Annotated in this window: 17 protein-coding genes; 9 read left to right on the top strand and 8 right to left on the bottom strand. The window is 66.2% G+C overall.

Features of this window, described 5'->3' with window-relative positions:
- Positions 1-43: 43 nt before the first annotated feature.
- From AB0I59_RS20485 to AB0I59_RS20510, 6 genes are all read left to right on the top strand, one after another.
- The gene (locus AB0I59_RS20485; RefSeq protein WP_358134911.1) at positions 44-2,158 is read left to right on the top strand and encodes a tellurite resistance TerB family protein; all 2,115 of its coding nucleotides are present in this window, start codon (positions 44-46) and stop codon (positions 2,156-2,158) included.
- Positions 2,155-3,504 (top strand): ATP-binding protein, encoded by a 1,350-nt coding sequence (locus AB0I59_RS20490; RefSeq protein WP_061259780.1) that lies wholly within the window; start codon positions 2,155-2,157, stop codon positions 3,502-3,504. Before AB0I59_RS20485 ends, AB0I59_RS20490 begins: the two co-directional genes overlap by 4 nt.
- A complete protein-coding gene (locus tag AB0I59_RS20495) occupies positions 3,476-6,349 on the top strand; it encodes a DEAD/DEAH box helicase (RefSeq protein WP_358134914.1) in 2,874 nt (957 codons plus the stop codon). The genes AB0I59_RS20490 and AB0I59_RS20495 overlap by 29 nt, the downstream gene beginning before the upstream one ends.
- Positions 6,350-6,516: 167 nt before the next feature.
- Positions 6,517-6,945 (top strand): hypothetical protein, encoded by a 429-nt coding sequence (locus AB0I59_RS20500; protein ID WP_358134917.1) that lies wholly within the window; start codon positions 6,517-6,519, stop codon positions 6,943-6,945.
- An 8-nt stretch (positions 6,946-6,953) separates the two neighbouring features.
- On the top strand, positions 6,954-8,387 hold the full coding sequence (locus AB0I59_RS20505; protein WP_358134920.1) for a relaxase/mobilization nuclease domain-containing protein: 1,434 nt from the start codon (positions 6,954-6,956) through the stop codon (positions 8,385-8,387).
- 864 nt (positions 8,388-9,251) lie between these two features.
- Positions 9,252-10,472, top strand: a complete 1,221-nt coding sequence (locus tag AB0I59_RS20510; RefSeq protein ID WP_358134923.1) for a hypothetical protein — start codon at positions 9,252-9,254, stop codon at positions 10,470-10,472.
- Here the strand turns inward: AB0I59_RS20510 and AB0I59_RS20515 are convergent.
- Together AB0I59_RS20515 and AB0I59_RS20520 are read right to left on the bottom strand one after the other, a co-directional pair.
- Complete coding sequence (locus AB0I59_RS20515; RefSeq protein WP_358134926.1) at positions 10,456-11,001, bottom strand: GNAT family N-acetyltransferase; 546 nt, start codon at positions 10,999-11,001, stop codon at positions 10,456-10,458. The two genes, AB0I59_RS20510 and AB0I59_RS20515, sit on opposite strands and share 17 nt — an antisense overlap.
- Positions 11,002-11,010: 9 nt before the next feature.
- Positions 11,011-12,354 (bottom strand): helix-turn-helix domain-containing protein, encoded by a 1,344-nt coding sequence (locus tag AB0I59_RS20520; protein WP_358134929.1) that lies wholly within the window; start codon positions 12,352-12,354, stop codon positions 11,011-11,013.
- Positions 12,355-12,490: 136 nt separating this feature from the next.
- Here AB0I59_RS20520 and AB0I59_RS20525 point away from each other — a divergent pair, with 136 nt between their 5' ends.
- Entirely contained in the window at positions 12,491-12,925 is a 435-nt protein-coding gene (locus AB0I59_RS20525) for a hypothetical protein (RefSeq protein ID WP_358134931.1), read from the top strand.
- Positions 12,919-13,200: a hypothetical protein gene (locus AB0I59_RS20530; protein WP_358134934.1), complete on the top strand. Its 282-nt coding sequence runs from the start codon at positions 12,919-12,921 to the stop codon at positions 13,198-13,200. Before AB0I59_RS20525 ends, AB0I59_RS20530 begins: the two co-directional genes overlap by 7 nt.
- Here the strand turns inward: AB0I59_RS20530 and AB0I59_RS20535 are convergent, their stop codons facing one another.
- Genes AB0I59_RS20535 through AB0I59_RS20555 form a run of 5 tightly spaced genes read right to left on the bottom strand, consistent with a single transcriptional unit; the run spans position 13,201 to position 16,238 of the window.
- Positions 13,201-13,416: a superinfection immunity protein gene (locus AB0I59_RS20535; protein ID WP_358134937.1), complete on the bottom strand. Its 216-nt coding sequence runs from the start codon at positions 13,414-13,416 to the stop codon at positions 13,201-13,203.
- 18 nt (positions 13,417-13,434) lie between these two features.
- Entirely contained in the window at positions 13,435-14,064 is a 630-nt protein-coding gene (locus AB0I59_RS20540) for a hypothetical protein (protein WP_358134939.1), read from the bottom strand.
- Positions 14,033-15,088: a toprim domain-containing protein gene (locus AB0I59_RS20545; RefSeq protein ID WP_358134941.1), complete on the bottom strand. Its 1,056-nt coding sequence runs from the start codon at positions 15,086-15,088 to the stop codon at positions 14,033-14,035. The genes AB0I59_RS20540 and AB0I59_RS20545 overlap by 32 nt, the downstream gene beginning before the upstream one ends.
- Before the next feature lie 35 nt (positions 15,089-15,123).
- Complete coding sequence (locus AB0I59_RS20550; RefSeq protein WP_358134944.1) at positions 15,124-15,975, bottom strand: DUF2637 domain-containing protein; 852 nt, start codon at positions 15,973-15,975, stop codon at positions 15,124-15,126.
- Complete coding sequence (locus tag AB0I59_RS20555) at positions 15,972-16,238, bottom strand: hypothetical protein (protein WP_358134946.1); 267 nt, start codon at positions 16,236-16,238, stop codon at positions 15,972-15,974. Before AB0I59_RS20555 ends, AB0I59_RS20550 begins: the two co-directional genes overlap by 4 nt.
- 150 nt (positions 16,239-16,388) lie before the next feature.
- Between AB0I59_RS20555 and AB0I59_RS20560 the strand changes: the two genes are divergently transcribed.
- The gene (locus AB0I59_RS20560) at positions 16,389-16,829 is read left to right on the top strand and encodes an XRE family transcriptional regulator (protein WP_358134949.1); all 441 of its coding nucleotides are present in this window, start codon (positions 16,389-16,391) and stop codon (positions 16,827-16,829) included.
- Positions 16,830-16,914: 85 nt separating this feature from the next.
- Here the strand turns inward: AB0I59_RS20560 and AB0I59_RS20565 are convergent, their stop codons facing one another.
- Positions 16,915-18,051 (bottom strand): trypsin-like serine peptidase, encoded by a 1,137-nt coding sequence (locus AB0I59_RS20565; RefSeq protein WP_358134952.1) that lies wholly within the window; start codon positions 18,049-18,051, stop codon positions 16,915-16,917.
- Between the last annotated feature and the right edge of the window lie 378 nt (positions 18,052-18,429).

An 18,429-nucleotide genomic window follows, 5' to 3' on the forward strand; every position in this document is an offset into this window, starting at 1 on the left:
AGGTCAGAGTCAGGCGCCTCCCCGCCACGCCTCCCATGGCCAGATGGCGTATACCCAGCAATCTCCTCCGTCGCTTCACGCAGGACCTTGGTTGCCGCCGGGTTTCGGGATCAGCATTGCTGGACTGAATATCGTCGGTGGTCTGCTGTATGTGGGTGCTGGGCTGCCGTCGGCGTCCGGAGAGATGGTCGAGCCGGCGCTGATCGACCCGCGCTTGCCGGTGGACAGACGTCGACCGGACTGGACGGGTCAGGGCTTGGACTACTGGCCGTCCTACGCCTCGATTCCACCTGAGTCACGTGCCGCCTATCTGTGCTGGCTCGCCGACGGGCGGCGCTATCCCCATGCACCCATCGGCTACGTCTTCCTCTACTTCTACGGTCTGGAACGGCGTGCTCTGCATGACGCGCGTATGGATCGCTCCATCGCTGCGCATGAACTGCCGGCCATCCTTGGGGAAGTCCGCCGGCTTCTCGCCATCTACGGTGGGAACGGTTCCTTCCGGCGCTATGCCGGCCAGTTCGAGCAGGTCCTTTCCACGCTGGTTTTGACCGGTCAGGGCCTACGAGCCAGTGCCGGGCCCGTTCCCGCTGCTTCCCGAGAGATGCAGCCGTTCACGTTGAGGTTGGGTCTGGGGGAGTTCGCTGCGCAGGGACAGCCGGTCCCGGCCGAGTGGGCATTGACCTGGATCCGGTCCCACCCCGACTACTATCTCCGCACTCCCGCCACGCGCTGCGTGAGGGAGTTCGACGCACTGTTTCGGTCTCGCTACGGGGCACGTCACGGTGAGGGACTGGTGGTACGGCCGGGGCGTAAGGAAATCTCTCTGGACTATCAGCCCGCCAGCGCGGGTTTTCAGGGATCTCCCGCGTTGACGCTTCCCGGCGTTCCGGATGTGCTGACGATGGCCGCGGCGACCCGCAAGCTTGTGGCCCTGGCCGATGAGTGCACAACGGAACTTGATGCCTACAGCCGCTTTCTCGGCCGCTTCCCAGACGGGCACATGACAGTGCAGGCTCAGGCGCTGCTACCGGCGGAGTTGCTGGACATCGGTTCGGGTGGCGCTGGCCAGGTTGTGGAGTGGGCGCGGGGCTGGCTTGGAGCTCAGCAGGTTGCTCTTGTCCCGGCGGAAGAGTTCGCCGCACTTCTGTGCGCCCCTCCGGCCAAACCGACAAAGAAGGACGTCATCACGCTGGCTCAGCTGCTGGGTAGGGCGGGGATCGGAATCGAGCCCGACCCGCGGGTGGGCGGCCCGGTTCAGCCGACCGGCATCATGGCGCTGTTCGCGGCCCCGGACGGCCCTACCGCCGCCGCCTCCGACGCCTACCGGGCGGCGACGATCCTCCTGCATCTGGCGGCGGCCGTCAGTGCTGCCGATGGTGAGACCTCAGAGGCGGAGCAGAGCCATCTCAGTGATCATCTCGAACGTGCGCTCCACCTGACACCCGACGAACGTCGGCGCTTGCACGCTCACCTGCGCTGGCTCATCGCCACGGAGGTCAAGCTCACCGGCCTGACCCGGCGGCTGGCGGAGATCGACGAGAAACAACGCGCTTATGTGGCGGAGTTCCTCACCGGAGTGGCCGCCGCCGACGGTCACATTTCGGCCGAAGAGATCAAGACGCTCACTCGTATCTACCGTCTGCTCGGACTCGACCCCGCCCTGGTGAAGTCCGTCCTGCCAGCGAGTGCCTCTCCGGCGCCGGCTTCCGGTCCGGTGGTAGTCCGACGAGCGGAGTCTGAAGCGGGCTACGCGATTCCCCGACCTGCGGAGGCCCGGACCGCCCCGGACTCCGTCCAGCTCGATCACGACGCGATAGCGGCCAAACTCGAGGAGACCGCTCGGGTGGGGGCGTTGCTGGGCTCTATCTTCGCAGAGGAGGAACCAGATCAGCGCCCCTCGCCGCCGCCTCCTGCGGCTGATCCGGTGGCCGGCCTCGATAGCGGGCACTCAGGGCTCGTACGCGCACTCGCCACCGCAGAGGAGCGGTTGTCACGCGGACAATTCGAGGACTTGGCGGCGGGCTGGAATCTGTTGCCTGATGGGGCACTGGACCGAGTCAACGAAGCCGCCTACGAGGTGGCCGGCGAGCCGTTACTCGAAGGAGACGACCCGATCTGGGTCAACCGACACCTGCTGGGAGAGATGCTGACGTGACCACGACGACCCCGATCCGCCCTCGCGAGCGCGACGCCCTGATCCAGTCGCTGCGGGCAGGCGTAGTTCCGCGCGTGGGGCAGCGGCACGTGCAGGTGGGCCGCGCCCCTGAGGTGGAAGCACTGGTGACCGACATCGGCCGAATCGCCGACGGCGGCTCGGCCGTGCGTTTCATCATCGGCGACTTCGGTGCGGGCAAGACTTTCTTCCTGCACCTCGTGCGGTCCGTCGCATTAGAGAAGAAGCTCGTCACCGTTCACGCCGATCTCAACCCCGACCGCCGCCTGCACTCCACCGGTGGCCAGACTCGTAGCCTCTACGCCGAGCTGATGCGCAACATGGCCACCCGCGCCAAGCCGGACGGGGGAGCGCTTTCCGCGGTCGTCGAGCGGTTCGTTTCGACGGCACTGGCCGAGGCACAGCAGGCCGGTGTCGACGCCGGGCAGGTCATCCGGATGCGCTTGGCCCATCTCACGGAGATGACCGGGGGCTACGACTTCGCCGAAGTCGTCGGGGCCTACTGGCGAGGGCACGACGTTGGTGATGAGCAGTTGAAGGCCGCTGCCGTACGCTGGCTTCGCGCCGAATACTCCACCAAGACGGAGGCCAGATCCGCGCTCGGCGTTCGGACGATTGTCGACGACTCGACCTTCCATGACCATCTCAAGTTGATGAGCCGGTTCGTTCGCCTCGCCGGATACGACGGGCTGCTCGTCTGCCTGGATGAGATGGTCAATCTCTACAAGCTGGCGTCGACGCAGGCGCGCAACGCCAACTACGAGCAGATCCTGCGCATCCTCAACGACACCCTGCAAGGCACGGCCGCGCACCTGGGTTTCGTCTTTGGGGGAACCCCTGAATTCCTCGCCGACACGCGCCGTGGGCTCTACAGCTATTCCGCTCTGCAGTCCCGGCTGGCGGAGAACTCCTTCGCCGCGGGCGGTCTGGTGGACTATTCGGGGCCGGTCCTTCGCCTCACCGCGCTGACACCGGAGGATCTCTACGTTCTGCTGACAAAGATCCGCCACGCTTACGCCTTCGGTGACCCGTCCCGCTATCTGGTGGAAGATGGCGCACTGCCGGCCTTCATGCACCACTGTGCCGCCCGCGTCGGCGAAGCTTACTTCCGCACGCCACGAACGACGATCAAAGCCTTCTGTGATCTGCTGGCCGTACTGGAGCAGAATCCCGGCGTGGACTGGCGGCAGGTCCTTCCGTCGGTTGAGCTTGCCCATGAGAGCAACCCCGATCTGGCCCCGCTGGAGGAGGAAGAACCAGCCTCTCTCGCATCGGCCACCCAGCCAGGAAGCGCAGGCGATGACGACCTCACCTCCTTCCGGCTCTAGTGCCTTCGAGCTGCTCCACTCCAAGATTCAGCGGTGGATCTGGAAGCAGGAATGGCCGGAACTGCGTCCCGCCCAGGAGGCGGCAGTCGCTCCCGTGCTGGCGGGGGACACCGACGTGCTCATCGCCGCCGCCACTGCCTCCGGTAAGACCGAGGCCGCCTTCCTGCCGATCTGCTCGGCACTCACTGCCGATCCGCCACAGAGCTCGGGGTTCGCCGCGATCTATATCAGCCCGCTCAAGGCGTTGATCAACGACCAGTACGGCAGGCTCGATGAGCTGTGCGAGCACCTGGACATCCCGGTGGCTCGCTGGCACGGTGACGTCGGCGCCAACCTCAAGAGCAAGCTCATCGACCGCCCCCGCGGAATCCTCCTGATCACCCCCGAATCACTGGAGGCGATGTTCGTTCTGCGTGGTTGGAAGATGCGCGATCTGGTCGGTGTCCTGCGCTACGTGGTGATCGACGAGCTGCACTCATTCATGGGAACCGAGCGTGGCGCCCAACTTCAGTCCCTCATGCACCGGCTTGACCTCGCCGCTCGCCGCCGGGTTCCGCGGGTTGGACTTTCGGCCACGCTAGGCGATATGCGAGCCGCGGCGGACTTCCTCCGCCCCGGAAACGGCGATCAAGTCACTACGATCGTTTCCAACGCCGATGCTCAGGAGCTCCAGCTGCAGTTACGCGGCTATGTCGAAATCCAGCCCGGTCTCGACGTACGGAAACGGGCCACTGATGCGGATGCGGAGTGGGGCGCGAACAACGTGGCCTCAGGTGATCGGTTCGATATCGCCGACCACCTGTTCGCGACGCTGCGTGGTTCCCACAACCTGATCTTCGCGAACTCTCGCGGTGCGGTGGAACAGTACACCGACCTCCTCAGTCGTCGATGTGACCGGTTGGGCGTGCCGAACGAGTTCGTGCCGCACCATGGAAACCTCTCCAAGGACATCCGCGAGCACGCCGAGTCCCGCCTCAAGGATCGGAGTCGGCCGGTCACCGCCGTGTGCACCTCCACGCTGGAGATGGGCATCGACATCGGGTCGGTCTCTTCCGTAGCCCAGGTCGGTGCGCCTCCTGGTGTGGCTGCCCTGCGCCAGCGCCTGGGCCGTTCTGGACGACGTGGGGGGCCGGCGATACTACGCGTCTACATCAGCGAGCCTGAGCTGACTCCCACGCTGCATCCGGCCGACGAGCTGCGCGCGCAGCTCGTGCAGACCGTCGCGACGATCGAACTCCTGCTTCGACGCTGGTACGAGCCTCCGCATGGCAAGGCGTTGCACCTGTCCACACTGGTTCAGCAGATTCTGTCGCTCATCGCCCAGTTTGGCGGTATCACCCCGAATGATGCCTACCGAACGCTCTGCGTGCAGGGTCCGTTTCGGGCGGTCGACGGAACGACCTTCGCCGCTCTGCTGCGGGACCTTGGTGCGTGCGAGCTCATCCGGCAAGAGAACGACGGCATCCTCCTGCACGGTGAGTCAGGGGAGAGGCTCGTCAACCACTACACGTTCTATGCCGCCTTCGCCGCGCCCACCGAGTACCGCATCGTGAACGGGGGAAGGACCCTGGGCAGCCTCCCGATCGAGCAGTCACTCCCCGAAGGCGCTCTGCTGATTTTCGCGGGTCGTCGCTGGCGGATCCTCACCATCGACACGCATGCGAAGGTCATCGAGGTCGCCCCAGCATCCGGCGGTCGTCCGCCGAGTTTCGCCGGAACCGGGCCTGAGGTTCACGACCGGATCAGGACCGAGATGCGGCGTATCTACGAGGACTCTGCTGTCCCGGTGTACCTGGACGCGACTGCTCAGAAACTCCTGGAGCAGGGCCGTGCCGCCTACCGCCGCTTCGAGCTGGGAGACAACCCGATCGTGGGGTACGGGAGCGACACGCTGCTCTTCCCGCTCCGAGGGGACGCGATCATGACCACCCTCGCGCTGGCCATGCACGCCAAGGGGGTCAGCGTGGGCCGGCAGAGCATCGCACTGACCCTCTCCGGAGTCTCGCCGCAGGCCACCACCGATTTACTGACGGAGTTGAACGAATCCGAACTTCCCGGGGCGGTCGATTTAGCTCGTCTGGTTCAGGAGAAGAGGATCGACAAGTACGACGAAGTTATCGGCGACGAGCTCCTCGCCCGGTCCTACGCCGCCCACCGGCTCGACCTTCCCGGCGCCCAGGAGACCATCGCTCGTCTCGCTGAACAGGCCACCAGCGCCGGGCCTGCGCAGCTTCAGATCGCCAAGTCATCCGTGCGTTCAACGAGGCGCCATCGCATTGGGTCGCTTCCCTACGCAGTCATCGATGTCGAGACCACCTCGATCGACGCGCGCAAAGCCAGGATCGTAGAGATTGCGATCATCCGCCTCAGGCCTGACGGCTCCGAGGAGCGTGTCTACGCCACCGTTGTCGATCCTGAAACGGATCCAGGGCCCACTCATGTTCATGGTCTCGCTGCCGCAGACCTGACCGGGGCGCCGCGTTTTGCGGATATCGCCGGTGACGTCGCCGCGCTGCTCCATGGAGCAGTCCTGGTCGCTCATCACGCGCGCTATGACATGGAGGTGCTGAGCGCCGAGTTCGCCCGAGTGGGGATGGCTCCTGATGACCTGCTCTCCCTCTGCACATTGACTTTGTCCCGCCGCTTCGGATCACCGGCGAGATCTCAGCGGCTTGCGGACTGTGCTCAAGCAGAAGGAATCGACGTCGTAGGGGCACACACCGCTGAAGGCGATGCGCGTGCCTGTATGAAGCTGCTGCAGATCTACATCAAGCGTGCAGCAGAGCAGAACCTCCAGTGGCTCGACGAGATCGGCGCCGTCGGCGCGCTTTCCCGATCCGCTTAGGGGTCCCGGCAGGAGAGCAAGATATTCGTAATGTCCCGTTACCTCTGAATCCGGCGGGCTTCAGAGGGGGACATTAGTGATCAGAATCGCCCGCTCCCGCAGCTGACGCGGGGTGGGTTCTGATCAACTGGGACCGGGCGCGGTCCTTTCGGGGGTGGGACTACAGCATGACCGAGGGGGCGGAAGGCGGGCCGAGCGTCGGGGCCAGGAAGGTCCGGCAGCGGCGGCGGGAGCGACAGGCGACAGCGAGGCCGCATGTGGTGAAGTTCGTGCTCACCGATGAGGAGCACGCCGACTTCCGCAATGCGGCGCAGCGGCTCGGGCTCGCGCATGGTGCGTACGCGGCCGAGGCGGCGCTGGCGGCGGCGCGGATGGCGAACCCGCCGATGCCGGACCCGCTGCGCGAAGCGCTGATCGAGTTGATGCACGCGTCCGGGCAAGCACGCCGGATCGGCGTCAACCTCAATCAGGCCGTCGCGGCGCTCAACGCCACGGGTGCCGATCCGGGGAACCTCCTCCCGTACGCCGCCGCCTGCCTGAAGGCGGTGGAGCGGTTGGACGATGTCGCGGAAGCCGTACGGAAGCGGATCCGATGATCGGAAAGGTGATCCGAGGGAGGCACGTCGGCGGGCTGGTCTACTACCTGTACGGCCCGGGCAGGGCGAACGAGCACGTCAACCCGCACATCGTCGCGGGGTGGCGCCATCCGGCGGAGTTGGAGCCGGCGCTCCGGCCGGATGGCGGGCGGGATTTCCGGAATCTGATCGGATTGCTGAACCAGTCGGTCGCCGCGCTCGGGGACGACGGCTACCGGGAGCCGGTCTGGCATTGCGCCGTCCGTGCCGCTCGTGAGGATCGGATCCTGGACGACGACGAATGGGCTCGGGTCGCGTACGAGATCATGAACGCCACCGGGCTGGCCCGGGACGGCGATGATGACGGGGTGCGGTGGGTCGCGGTACGGCATGCCGACGACCACATCCATATCGTGGCCACGCTCGCCCGCCAGGACGGGACCAAGCCGAAGACCTGGAACGACTTCTATCGGGTACGGGAAGCGTGCCAGGCGGTGGAGCGGCGCTTCGGGCTGCGGGTGACGGCGCCCGGCGATCGTACGGCGGCTCGCCGTCCCACGCGGAGCGAGACCGAGCAGGCTCGCAGGCGCCGGTGGGCGGAGACTCCTCGCACAGCGCTACGACGGCACGTGGTTACGGCCGCCGCGGGCGCGGGCTCGGAAGAGGAGTTCTTCCGCAGGCTGGAAGCCGCCGGAGTGCGGGTACGTCAGCGGATCAGCCAGCGGAATCCGGGCGAGGTGACCGGTTACTCGGTCGCCCTGCCGGTCCATCTCAACCGGCAAGGGGAGCCGGTCTGGTTTGGTGGAGGCAAGCTCGCCGCCGACCTCACTCTTCCGAAGCTCCGCGCGCGGTGGGGGAGCGGAAACGAGAGCGGCGAGCAGAATCGTCGCGCGAACGACATCAGTGCGGAAGATCGCCGCGAGATCTGGGATGAGGCAGCGGCGGCGGCCAGTCGGGCGGCCGAGTACATCAAGGCATCCGATGATCCGGGTGCGGCGGCCGACCTGGCCGGGGTCACCTCTGATCTGCTGCATGTCGCGGCGGATCTGCTCAAGGATCGTCGTCTCAGGGAGGCCGCTGAGGCGTTCGATCGGGCGGCCCGCGAACCGTATGCCCGGATTCCGCCCGCTACACCGACGGGACGTGGACTTCGAAGAACCGTGCGGAGACTGGCCAGGTCGGGGGCGACGCCGCGTGGAGGCGTGCTCGTCGCCAATGTCGCCTCCCTTGTGAGCGCGGTGGCGGAACTGCGCATGCTGCAGGGCCGGACCGCGCAGGCGGCGGCAGCGCGAGCCGCGGCGCGGTGCTTGCGCGAGGCATCGGTTGCGGTAGACCCCGCAGTGGGGTTGGTCGCCGTCGATTTTCCTGGGCGGTTCATGCCGCCTTCCGGGTCGGTTCTGCGGCCTTCCAGTCGTTTTGCCGGACCTCCGGGGCCTGCCACGTCTCGACGTCCCAGGCGGTAGGCAGGAGATCATTCTTTACCCGCTCGACTCACAATCGATCTTACAGAGATCGGCTGCGACGGTTGCGTAATGTGGTTGATCACTTTCTCTTGGTGATCGATCTGGGGGTGGCCTGTCGTGCTCGCCACGGAGCTCTTTCCGATCCGTCTGCGGTGTTCGGTTACGTCGGCAGGCCGCTGGGCGGCCCTCGGCATGCTCGCGGTCGCGGCCCTGGCCGGTCCGGGGGCGCCGCCGGTACGCGCCGACGCCGGATGCGCGCATGTGAAAGGGAACGCGGCCCAGTACATCGATGCCGAGAAGCTGTGCGCGGACATGCAGAAGGAGCTGCGGAAATGGCTTCAGACGGGTAAGCACCTCGACTTCGGCGAGGCGCTGCGGAACTCCGTCAAGGGGAGCGTTCCGCTTGTGATCACGCCGCAACAGCAGGCGGTGCCCATCCTGCCCACGGCGGCTCCGCCACAGGTGCCGGTGACCGTTACCCCTCAGCCCGTTGCACCGCAGATCGTCCCGACCGAAGCCAGCACGCCTCAGCCGGTCAAGTCCCCTCAGGCGAGAAAGCCGCCGGCCAAGAAGGGGAAGAACGAGCGTGGGAGAAGCCGCAAGCCAACTCCTCGCGATCGGGAGGCGAATCCCCAGGACTTCACGGTGATCCCGGTGGCGAACGAGCCGGAACGGGTGCGGCACGTCGAGCTCCCTACACGGAAAGCCATTTCCGGAAGGGCTCGTGACGTCGAACACCCACCGGCTGCCGAGGTGCGGACGCGGCCCTCTCGTGATGCCTTGTCGAAGGCCCTCCCTGGGACGCATCCTGGTGCACTGCCAGAGCGAGCCCGGTCTGCGTCGGGTGAGCAGGAGACGTCGTCGATGCTGCCCCTGACGATCCCCACGGGGGTAGTCGCCATGTTTCTCGTCGTCATGACCTATCGCAGGCGACGGCAGCTCGCGGGGAGTGCGACGACGTGGTGGCGCCGCACTCGTCTGACTCGGGACGCCGACCGGCTGATCCGCCTCAGTGCCGCCACGCACGAGCCGTCGGTGACCGTACGGGAACGAGGACAGGGCAAGGGACAAGAAAAGCTCGGCTCCCAGGGGCGGCACGCTCCGTTTGGCGAGGTGGCCTTTCATGATGGGGAAGCCGACCTCGACCCCATCATCACAGTGCATGCCCGTCCCGAGGAGCACGGCGTTGTCCCGTGGGCGGAGACCGCGGCAGAACCGACCGTCGGGCAAGAGAGCAGCCCTGGCGGGGAGCCGACGGCCCCGGACACCACTGGTAGTCAGGACCGAGCGCAGGAGTTGGAGATCATCCAGGTTCGAGAGCCCGCGCGGGAGCACGTTGTCCCACAGGAGCCGATCGAAGTACCGAGGCTGGACATCCTGCCAGCGCAGGTCCTGGCTGTGGAAGAGGAAACGGCGGGCGACCAGGCCCCTCACCACGAGGAACCGCCGCAGATGTACGCCCTTCCTGAGGAAGGAACCGTCGCCGACGACGTCTCCCAGGAACATGCCGTCGAGCGAGGCCAGGAGCCCTCGAACCTCAGCTATGCGATCGCCCTGTCCGCCCTGTACGGCATGGGCCTGACCGGCCCCGGGACCGATGACGTCGCCCGTGCGATGGTCCTGGAGCTGCTGGCCGTACGGGATCTCACGACTCGCGTGCTCATGCCACGCGACGACGCGATCCGCCTGTTCGGTTCGTACGCGGCGGAGGTCGAGATCCCCGGCCTGGTGGTGCTCGACTCACTCGAAGACGTGATGACCGAGCTGGAGGTGGAGATCGTCCGGCGGTCGGGGCAGCGGACCGACTCCGGAGTTCCCGAGGGCTTGTCATGGCTGTTCGTCGTGGCCTCGGTCGGAGCGGCGCGGGAGCGGCTGCATCGGATCATCGAAGGCGGCATGGAGGACCTCATCCTCGGTATGTTCCTCGACGCGTGGCCGTCCGGGATCACCTGCGCGATCGACCGGAGCGGACTGATCACCTACATGGAAGGGCAGTCGGCACCACCGTGGGCTGGACGCCGACTCGCGCTCTGCGACAAGGACGAAGCCGTTCGCAGCCTGGCGGAGCTCACCGCAAGGACTTGATCAGAGCGTCGTACACCGGCGCGTCCGCCATGCCGGGCTGAAGCTCGGCCGCTTTGCGCCACCCCCACCGCCGGTACGCGGTAGAGGCGGCGACGTTGTCCGGCCTGACCAGCAGCGTGGCCCGCTCTTCGGGGCGTCCCTGGAGCAGTTCGTCGTGCAGCGCGTGCGCGATGCCCTGTCCTTGGTACGGCTCGGCCACCATGATCTCGGACAGCGCGAAGGTGCGGTGACCGTCCTCGTCGATGAAGCCGGGCGGTACTTCGGTGCGCAGGCCATTCCACCAGGCGGTGCCAGCCGGAAGTGGCCAGCCGAAGGTCTGACCGACGGGCGTCCCATCGCCCTCAGCGATGACCAGCTCGAAGCCGTCCCTCATCGTGTAGAGGTCGAAGCGTTGCATGAACCGTTCGACGGTGTAAAAGGGGTCGCCCGCGGCGATCCGCTCGACATAGGACCACCGATAGATGTCGGCGACGGTCTCGACGGCGTCGCGTGCGGCTTCTCGGTCGAGATGCGTGAAAGTGAGCGGCATGAGACGAAACTACGCCGCGCCCGCCGTGTCGTAGGAGGCCCGGAACTGCTCGGCGTGCTGATCGCGTGACCGCTCCGCGAGGCCGCGCAGCGGCGTCAGCTCACGAAGGATGCGGCGGGATCGGATACGCGTGGACAGCGCCTGCGTCCCCTGTGTGAACGCCTCGGCCTCGTCGCCGCCGGACAGGTGCGCCATGGCGAGCCGGGCCCGATAGTAGGTGCGGTTGCGGTGACCGAGCCAAGGTTCGGCGACCACTTCGGCGAAGCGCTGCACGGCGCGCCCCGCCTGGCCCAGATTGACGGCGGCCATCCCCTCGTTGCCGGTGAGCTCGGCGGCGTCAACGAACCCCACCCATGGAGGGTCGTCCTCGTGCGTGCCACGCTCCAGTTCACGCCACGCTCTGGTAATGGCCGAGCGGTAGGCGAGCTCGTCCTTGAGCATGGAGTGCGCGTACGCCTCCCGGAGCGCGAGCAGGGCGTGCACGCGTGGGGTCGCCCACCGTCGAGCGGACGCTTCGGCCGCGGCGACGAACCGCAGCGCCTCCCGTGCCCGGCCCGGTTCCTCGCGCGCCAGCCGCACCGCTTGCAGCGCCGAGTTCGACGCCACGTGCACCAGGAGGACCGGGTCGTCGGCGTGGGCGGCGTAGAGGTGGGCCTCGCCGTAGAGCTGGCGGGCGAGCCGCTGATCGTCGGAGTCGTAGGCCAGCCACCCGGCGCACACGCACAGCTCGCCCGCCACGGACAGCAACTGACGTCCGATCGACTCGGAGAATTCGGCGTCGTCGAGAAGCGCGCGTACACGCGAGAGCTGGAAGAGAGCCGTCCTGATCAGGGCTGAACCCCCGACTTGCTGGTCCTGACCATAAAGCCGGTCGATGGACTCGCGCAGCAGACCGATCTGCTCCGCGCCGACGCGTGCCGGGATGCTCCATGCCAGGCCGGCCATCACTCCGCTGGCGACGAGCCCGGCGAGCTCCCGCCTGGTCAGATCCATGTCGTCTGTCTCCTCGGTGAACAGGGGTAGCAGCGCCGTCCTCGGCAGGCCGACGGCGTCCGCGAAGCGCACCAGCTCACGCACGTCGTACAGCGTGTCCCGCTCGCCCCGCTCCACGCGCGCCACGGTGCTCTGAGCCCAACCGACCAGGTTCGCGAACTCCAGTTGGCTCATCTTCATCGACTTCCGCACTGTGGTGGCGAAGGCGGCGAGGTCCCGAGCTGCCAGTGCCCGAGTAAGGGCGTCGAGGTCCCAGGCCGGCGCGGGCGCGCCGCGCAGGCAGGCGCCGCACATCGCTTCCTGGCTGTACCGGCTGAGCAACGTCTTTCGGCAGACCGGGCACAACCGGCTCTGGCTCATCCGCCTCGCATTCCTTCCCACAGGCTGGTTACTCACCGTAGATACGGCAGTACTGGCGCGCTATGCCAATCTGACATTGGCTCTCGATGACACTTCGGCGTTTCGGCGCCTCAGCGGACTCCTCGACGCTGGGCGCGTGATCCCGGAAATGCTCGTGACGCCCTCGCAGACGATGAGGCTGCTCCGCGATGCCCTGACAGGGCGCGGCGTCGTCACGTACGACAGCGACGCCACGACCACAAGGTCGGGCGCGGCCGTCCTCAGCCTCGCCCAGGGGGTGGTCGTCCGGATCGGTGATCAGTGGATCCGCTGGACGAATCCGGCACATCGGTGGCAGGTCCACCCGGCACAGCACCCTCGTGGGGCGGCCCGGCTGCTTGCCGCACAGCTTGGCGGTGACGCGTTCCTGCGCTTGCGTGTGGAGTTTCCCGGCTGGACGATTCTCTGGATCGCCGACGCCCGGATCTGCGCGGTGGCCATGGAAGCCCCGGCCTTCCCGGCCGTTGAGACGTACTCGGTCGATGACCTGGCCGTACGGCTCCGCGTGATCGAGGGTGGGCGCCGATGCTGAGGGAGTATCACGGCATCCATGTGGCTCCCCTCCAGGCCAAGCACGAGCGGCTCGACTGGCGCGTGCCCGCCGCCCGCGCTGCCCGGGTTCGGGTACGGCTCCACACCTGCGAATGCAAAGCGACGCTGTACGAGCTCTGTCAAGGGGGCGGCCTGATGTTCGTACGACGGACCATTCGCCGCTCCGACGGCCCCGTCGTGCACGAGACCGAGTGGCTGCGGACGGCCCTGATGGAACGACTCTGGCAGCGGATCCTGCTCGGTGAGGCACGCTGATCACCAGCGCCGCACCCGCTTGGGCAGCATGAACGCCGCGAGGAGCGCGGCGGGCCAGCCGATGCAGGTCAGCCCGCCGAGGAGGTTGAGCGCGATCAGCAGCCCGAGGGACTCGACCCCGCGAAGAAGGCCGATCACACTCGGCAGGATGTACGCCGCGATGAGGACGAGAATCAGCAGGATCCAGAAGGCGTAGCTCTCCACCACGTCCAACATGTTTCCGTAGTCGGCTGATTACGGCTTGAGGTTTCGTGCGGGTCGCTGCGTCGGCCTGGCTGCCTGTGCGGCTTGCGGGGCATCTGTCGTGCGGATCGCGTCCTTGATTGGAACCGGGAAATCCTGCGTGCCGAGCGTGACGGCGGTGGACAGCTCCTTGCGCGCGGGTGCGGGGTGGCCGGTCCTGGGATTCGGCACGCGGGCGAAGAACGGAGCGGCCTTCCGCATCGCCTCGACGGGCTCGACTCCTTCGGCTCGTAGCCGGTCATAGCGGCTCATCCCATATGGGTGAAGTTCGCGCAGCCGCTGCTCACACCTCAGCCGTGCCCGCTCCGCCGCCGGGTCGCTCGGTGCGTACGGCACCGCCGCTCCCCATGCCCGCGATGTACCGACGAAGTCCGCGGCCCGCAGCCATCGGGGATCGCTGGCGGGCGCCCACTGAAGCCGGGCGGCTTGATAGGCGACCTGCTGCCGGGAGCGGAGCGCGGCCGTGGCCTGGCGGTCCTGCTCTGTCTGCTCGCGCAGACGCTGGGCTTTGATCTGCGTGAGCACCTGGCCCGCAGCCGCGGCCACCGAGGTCATCTGGACCGTACGTTCGACTCCTTGAGCGGCGGCTTCACGGAGTGGGTCCGCGTAGTGATCGTTCATTGGGATTCCTTCCTTTGGGACGTGTGATGGTGGCACCGAAGGCGAGCGGTGCGGGAAAGTCGCCGCCGGCCAGGCGCGAGGTGACGCAGTCCGTGACGGCTTCGGTGACAGTTGCGTGGTCGAAACCGAGGCGTTCCGCCACCCGAGCGATCTGCCGGGCGACGTCATGAGGCGCCATCGCGGCGACGGCCGCACCGGCTGAGTGGAGGGCGCCGACGCGGCCTTCGGCGTACTCAAGGGAGCGTTGCCACCGGTCGATCGCGGCATCGACGACGAGGTCGGCGAGGGGGCGCGTCTGTTCTGTGAGGATCGTCGCCAGGGCGGCCGGACCGTCTTCAGTGAAGATTCCTGCGGGATCGCGGTCGGCCGAGAGCATGACGGCGTCGGCCGTACAGATGCCTTTGAACAGGGGGTAGGAACGCGCGGCGGCTGCCCGGCCCGGCTGGTCACCGTCGAAGGCGAGCACGACACGGCTGAGATCGAGCGATCGGGTGAGCACACGGACATGGTCGGCGGTCAGAGCAGTGCCGCAGAGGGCGAGACCGGTCAGGCCTTCCCCGCCGGTCAAGGTGACCGCGATCGCGTCGAGTGGCCCCTCGGTGATGACCGGGATCGTGTCAGGAGTGAGCGTGTGCAGGCCGAAGAGGGTCTGGCGCTTGCGGTAGATCGGAGTCTGCGGGCTGTTGAGGTAGCGGCGCTCGGCGTCGAGGCTGCGTCCGATGAAGGCGATCGTGGTGCCGTCGTGGCTCTTGATGGGGAACATCGCCCGGTCACGGAAGAAGTCGATGAGCGTTCCGCGGCTGGTCCTGCGGGCCAGACCTGAGCTTTCGATCGCGGTCTCACTGAAGCCGAGGCCGCGGAGGTGATTGGTGAGGGCACGCCACTCGCTGGGCGCGTAGCCGATGTGCCATGCGCGCTGGGCGGACCTGTCGAAGCCGCGTTCCGCCAGATAACCGGGAACCCAGCTGGAGCTGTGGCATGCGAGGAAGAAGCGTTCGGCCTGCTGGTTGATTGGGATGAGCACGCTCGGCTCCCTTCTCTGCATGTGTTGTCGGCGGTTTACGCGGGGTCGCGGCGGAGGCCGATCGTGGTGGCGAGCCAGCGGAGCCGTTCGTTGGCGATCCGATGGCCCTGGGCACGGAGCTGGGCGGCGAGGTCCATCTGGCTGAGCCGTACACCGCGCTGCTCGGCCTCGCCGACGATGGCCTGAGCCGCCTGGATGAGCTGGTCATCGGCGTCCTGTTGGGGGAACGGCGTGGCTCCTGGCATCGCCGCTCCCGCGAGCTGGAGCCGGATGGCGATGCGCTCGGACAGCGGCGCCTTCCAGCGCCACAGCCACCGGCCGTACGTGTTCTGAAGGGTGGAGACCGCCTGGAGGTGGGCGTATTCGAGCTGAAGGCCACGCGGGTAGCTGGCGATGTTCCACAGCACCATGCGGCGCCACATCGCGCAGCTCGACGCTGGGGCCAGCAGCCAGCGGGAGAGCGGTACGCGCTCGCGGCGCGTGTCAGATGTGAGGCCGATCCAGCGGCGGATGAGGTGACGGATGCCTTCGACGACGGTGACGAAGAGGATGGGCATCGCCGCATGCATCACGCTGGCTGTGAGGTCGCCATCGGCTGCGGCGATGTTGAGAACGACCGTCGCGGCGATGAAGCCCCAAGCCACCCATCGGAGCACGGGCCAGGAGAGGTCGGCGAATTCCATGAGCAGGTCCCAGGCCAGGAGCGCCAGGATGCCGACGTCGATGCCGATGGGGACGATCCACGCGTGGCCGCCGAACCACGGCTCTGCGAGGTTACGGAGTGTGGTGAAGGAGCCGATCCCTCCGAGTACGGCAAGCGCGAGTACGAGCGGGGCGACGGCGCAGCTTGCCACGGTGGTGGCAAGCGTGAGATTGCGTGTCGTCATCGCGCTTGGGCGGTGAGATGAGTTGCTGCCGCCGTGATGCCGGTGTCATCGGCGGGGGAGAGGATGATTCCCTGGCGCGTGACGTAGGCGTAGACGCCTTCGGCTCCTGCGCAGAAGACCGTCTCGTGGCCGACCCTGAGCGCCCATCGATGGTCGCGGCAGCGGAAGAGCCGGCTGGTGCAGTGCCTGCGGTCGAGCTCGTCGCCCAGGCGCTGGAGAAGGCTATGGCGTGCCCTGATCTCGTCAGGTGCTCGCGTCTGCATGGCTGGCATCGGTACCCTTCGAGCAAGGAAGCGTGTTAGCCATCAACTCAAGTTGATGAGATGTGAGCAGGATAGACACGGAGCGTCACCGCCTGTCAACTATAATGGATGAAGGTCGAGCTTCATTGCTTAAAATTGATGTGATGTGTCGTGGCTGACGAGCCGCTGGGCGTGGCCAGTTCTCTCGCTAGCAAGATCGAGTGGCTGATCCAGAACCGCTGGCCGTCGGGAAGCCGGCCACCGAGGAACAACGTGGAAGTCGCGGCGGCGATCTCCGAGGCGGCAGGGGAGGAGCTGTCGTCGACCACGATCTGGAAGCTGCGTACGGGACGGTCCGACAACCCGCAGCTCAAGACGCTCAAGGCGCTGTCGGCGTTCTTCGGCGTGCCGATCGGCTACTTCGGAGACGACGAGGAGGCTGACGCGACCGCCGATCGGGTCGCGGCGTCGTCGCTGGTCGGCAAGTCGGGACTGAATCGGGAAGCGCTGCGAGCCCTGGTCGAGATGTCCGATGGAGGCCGCCAGCTCGTCGCCGACTTCATCATCAGCGCCGCCCGCCTAGAGCGCGGCCGAAACACCCCCACAACGTGATGGGTGTGGGGGTGTCGAGATGAATTACGTTACTTTGCTGAGCTTGCCCTGTGCGTGATGTGGAAGGTGTGGAGACAGGGGGAAGTCACGGGCTCCACAAGTTAGTGGCTTCGTCGTAGAGAACCTTCGCGTCAGCGTCGAAGTATGGGCCAGACCAGGTGTCATAACGGCTGTTGCCGTCAGCGTCTCGTACACGGCTGATGACAGTGTTTAGAAGTCCAACGCGGAGAAGTGGGTCGTCGTTGCTGTTGTACTGAAAGAGGAAGGGCCCGCCGTCGGCTCCTGGTGTCATGGCGCAAGTCTGGCTATTGATCGCAGGGCCCCATCCGATGTGCCAGTCTGCCCCTTGGGAGGCGGCGAACATTCCGGTAGTCCCATAGCACCACTTCATGGTCCAGCCGCTATAGACCTTGTCTCCGTCGAGGTGTGGGGCATGAGGGTATGCGAATACGTAACCAGTCACATCGATTGGCTGGTCCCAGGTGAGACCTTGTCCGCCTACGAAGTCGCCTATGCGAAGGCCGCTAGGTTCTCCGGTCTCACCATCTAGGCGTGATACGTTAATAAAGGCGTAATCATAGTCGGGATCTTCGTAGTCGACCCAGTCATACCAGACGGTGACGCGGTAAGGGACCCAGTTCCCATATGGCCATCTGATCCCGCCATCATTGTAGCTTGGCACGAAAGCCCAGTATTTGTAGGCATTTCCCGTGGCGGGATCGATGATGCAGTGCGCGGCTGTAGCGACAAGATTCTTAAAATTTCCAGTGACGACGGTGCCGGAACAATAGACCCACTCGTCTGTTGCCTCTTTGTAGATGAAGACCTTGCCCACTGTGATCGGAAGGTTGACGCTGGCGGCCAGAGGGGCGATTGCCCGAGTGGAAGGCTCGGGGGTGGGGGAAATTTCCACCTTCTTCCCGTCGACGGTGGTTGGGGGTACGTAGCCAGGAGGTCCGCTAGGGCCGGCCTTCTTGGCGCTTCTGTCGCGCCGCGGAACGACTACGAGAGGTTTGGCATCATCCATCGCCTTCGGTGTCAGTTTCTTGTCGATCTCGAGTGCTCGCTGTTTGAGGCCTGCGATGCCCCCGGGGACGGTCATGCTGAGCGCTTTGGGCCGCATTGGGGCGGCATCGGCGGGACTGGGGGCTGTGGTGAGGAGCGAGGCGATGAGTGTGCTCGCGAGTGAAGCCCATGCGACGCGTCGCAGTGAGAGTGCCATCAGTCTCCTTCGGCCCCGCTCGGAGGCGCCGCAAGATTGCCCTGAACAAGGAAGATCGATTCGAGATGATGACTGGTGCGACCGTCAAGGTCAAGAGGCGCTCTTGACAGAGGGAGTGGCGGATCTGGTCCTATCGAGCGGGTGCTGCGCGGCGATGAAGTTCTCTGACCTGCATAGATGTGGCGGCTGGCCTCAGGCCCCACCCTCTGTTGCCGAAAGTTTACAAAACTTGATCTCCATCCACACTTGACTTGTTGATGGGGCGATCATGTAAAAAGCGTCTGGATCTTGCATCAAGATCTAGAGGGTTTGGATGGCTCGATGGCACGAGCCGTGCGTCCATGCGCCTCTCGTGTGGGTTCACCTGGAGGTGTGGCG

The sequence above is a fragment of the Microtetraspora glauca genome, assembly GCF_040656155.1.
GTDB lineage: Bacteria > Actinomycetota > Actinomycetes > Streptosporangiales > Streptosporangiaceae > Microtetraspora > Microtetraspora glauca.

Excerpts from the sequence above, each read along its gene's own strand:
- AB0I59_RS20520 (WP_358134929.1), bottom strand. The coding sequence starts at position 12,354 with ATGAGCCAGAGCCGGTTGTGCCCGGTCTGCCGAAAGACGTTGCTCAGC.
- AB0I59_RS20515 (WP_358134926.1), bottom strand. The coding sequence starts at position 11,001 with ATGCCGCTCACTTTCACGCATCTCGACCGAGAAGCCGCACGCGACGCC.
- AB0I59_RS20530 (WP_358134934.1), top strand. The coding sequence starts at position 12,919 with ATGCTGAGGGAGTATCACGGCATCCATGTGGCTCCCCTCCAGGCCAAG.
- AB0I59_RS20500 (WP_358134917.1), top strand. The coding sequence starts at position 6,517 with ATGACCGAGGGGGCGGAAGGCGGGCCGAGCGTCGGGGCCAGGAAGGTC.
- AB0I59_RS20495 (WP_358134914.1), top strand. The coding sequence starts at position 3,476 with ATGACGACCTCACCTCCTTCCGGCTCTAGTGCCTTCGAGCTGCTCCAC.
- AB0I59_RS20510 (WP_358134923.1), top strand. The coding sequence starts at position 9,252 with ATGCTGCCCCTGACGATCCCCACGGGGGTAGTCGCCATGTTTCTCGTC.
- AB0I59_RS20540 (WP_358134939.1), bottom strand. The coding sequence starts at position 14,064 with ATGAACGATCACTACGCGGACCCACTCCGTGAAGCCGCCGCTCAAGGA.
- AB0I59_RS20565 (WP_358134952.1), bottom strand. The coding sequence starts at position 18,051 with ATGGCACTCTCACTGCGACGCGTCGCATGGGCTTCACTCGCGAGCACA.
- AB0I59_RS20550 (WP_358134944.1), bottom strand. The coding sequence starts at position 15,975 with ATGACGACACGCAATCTCACGCTTGCCACCACCGTGGCAAGCTGCGCC.
- AB0I59_RS20535 (WP_358134937.1), bottom strand. The coding sequence starts at position 13,416 with ATGTTGGACGTGGTGGAGAGCTACGCCTTCTGGATCCTGCTGATTCTC.
- AB0I59_RS20555 (WP_358134946.1), bottom strand. The coding sequence starts at position 16,238 with ATGCAGACGCGAGCACCTGACGAGATCAGGGCACGCCATAGCCTTCTC.
- AB0I59_RS20485 (WP_358134911.1), top strand. The coding sequence starts at position 44 with ATGGCGTATACCCAGCAATCTCCTCCGTCGCTTCACGCAGGACCTTGG.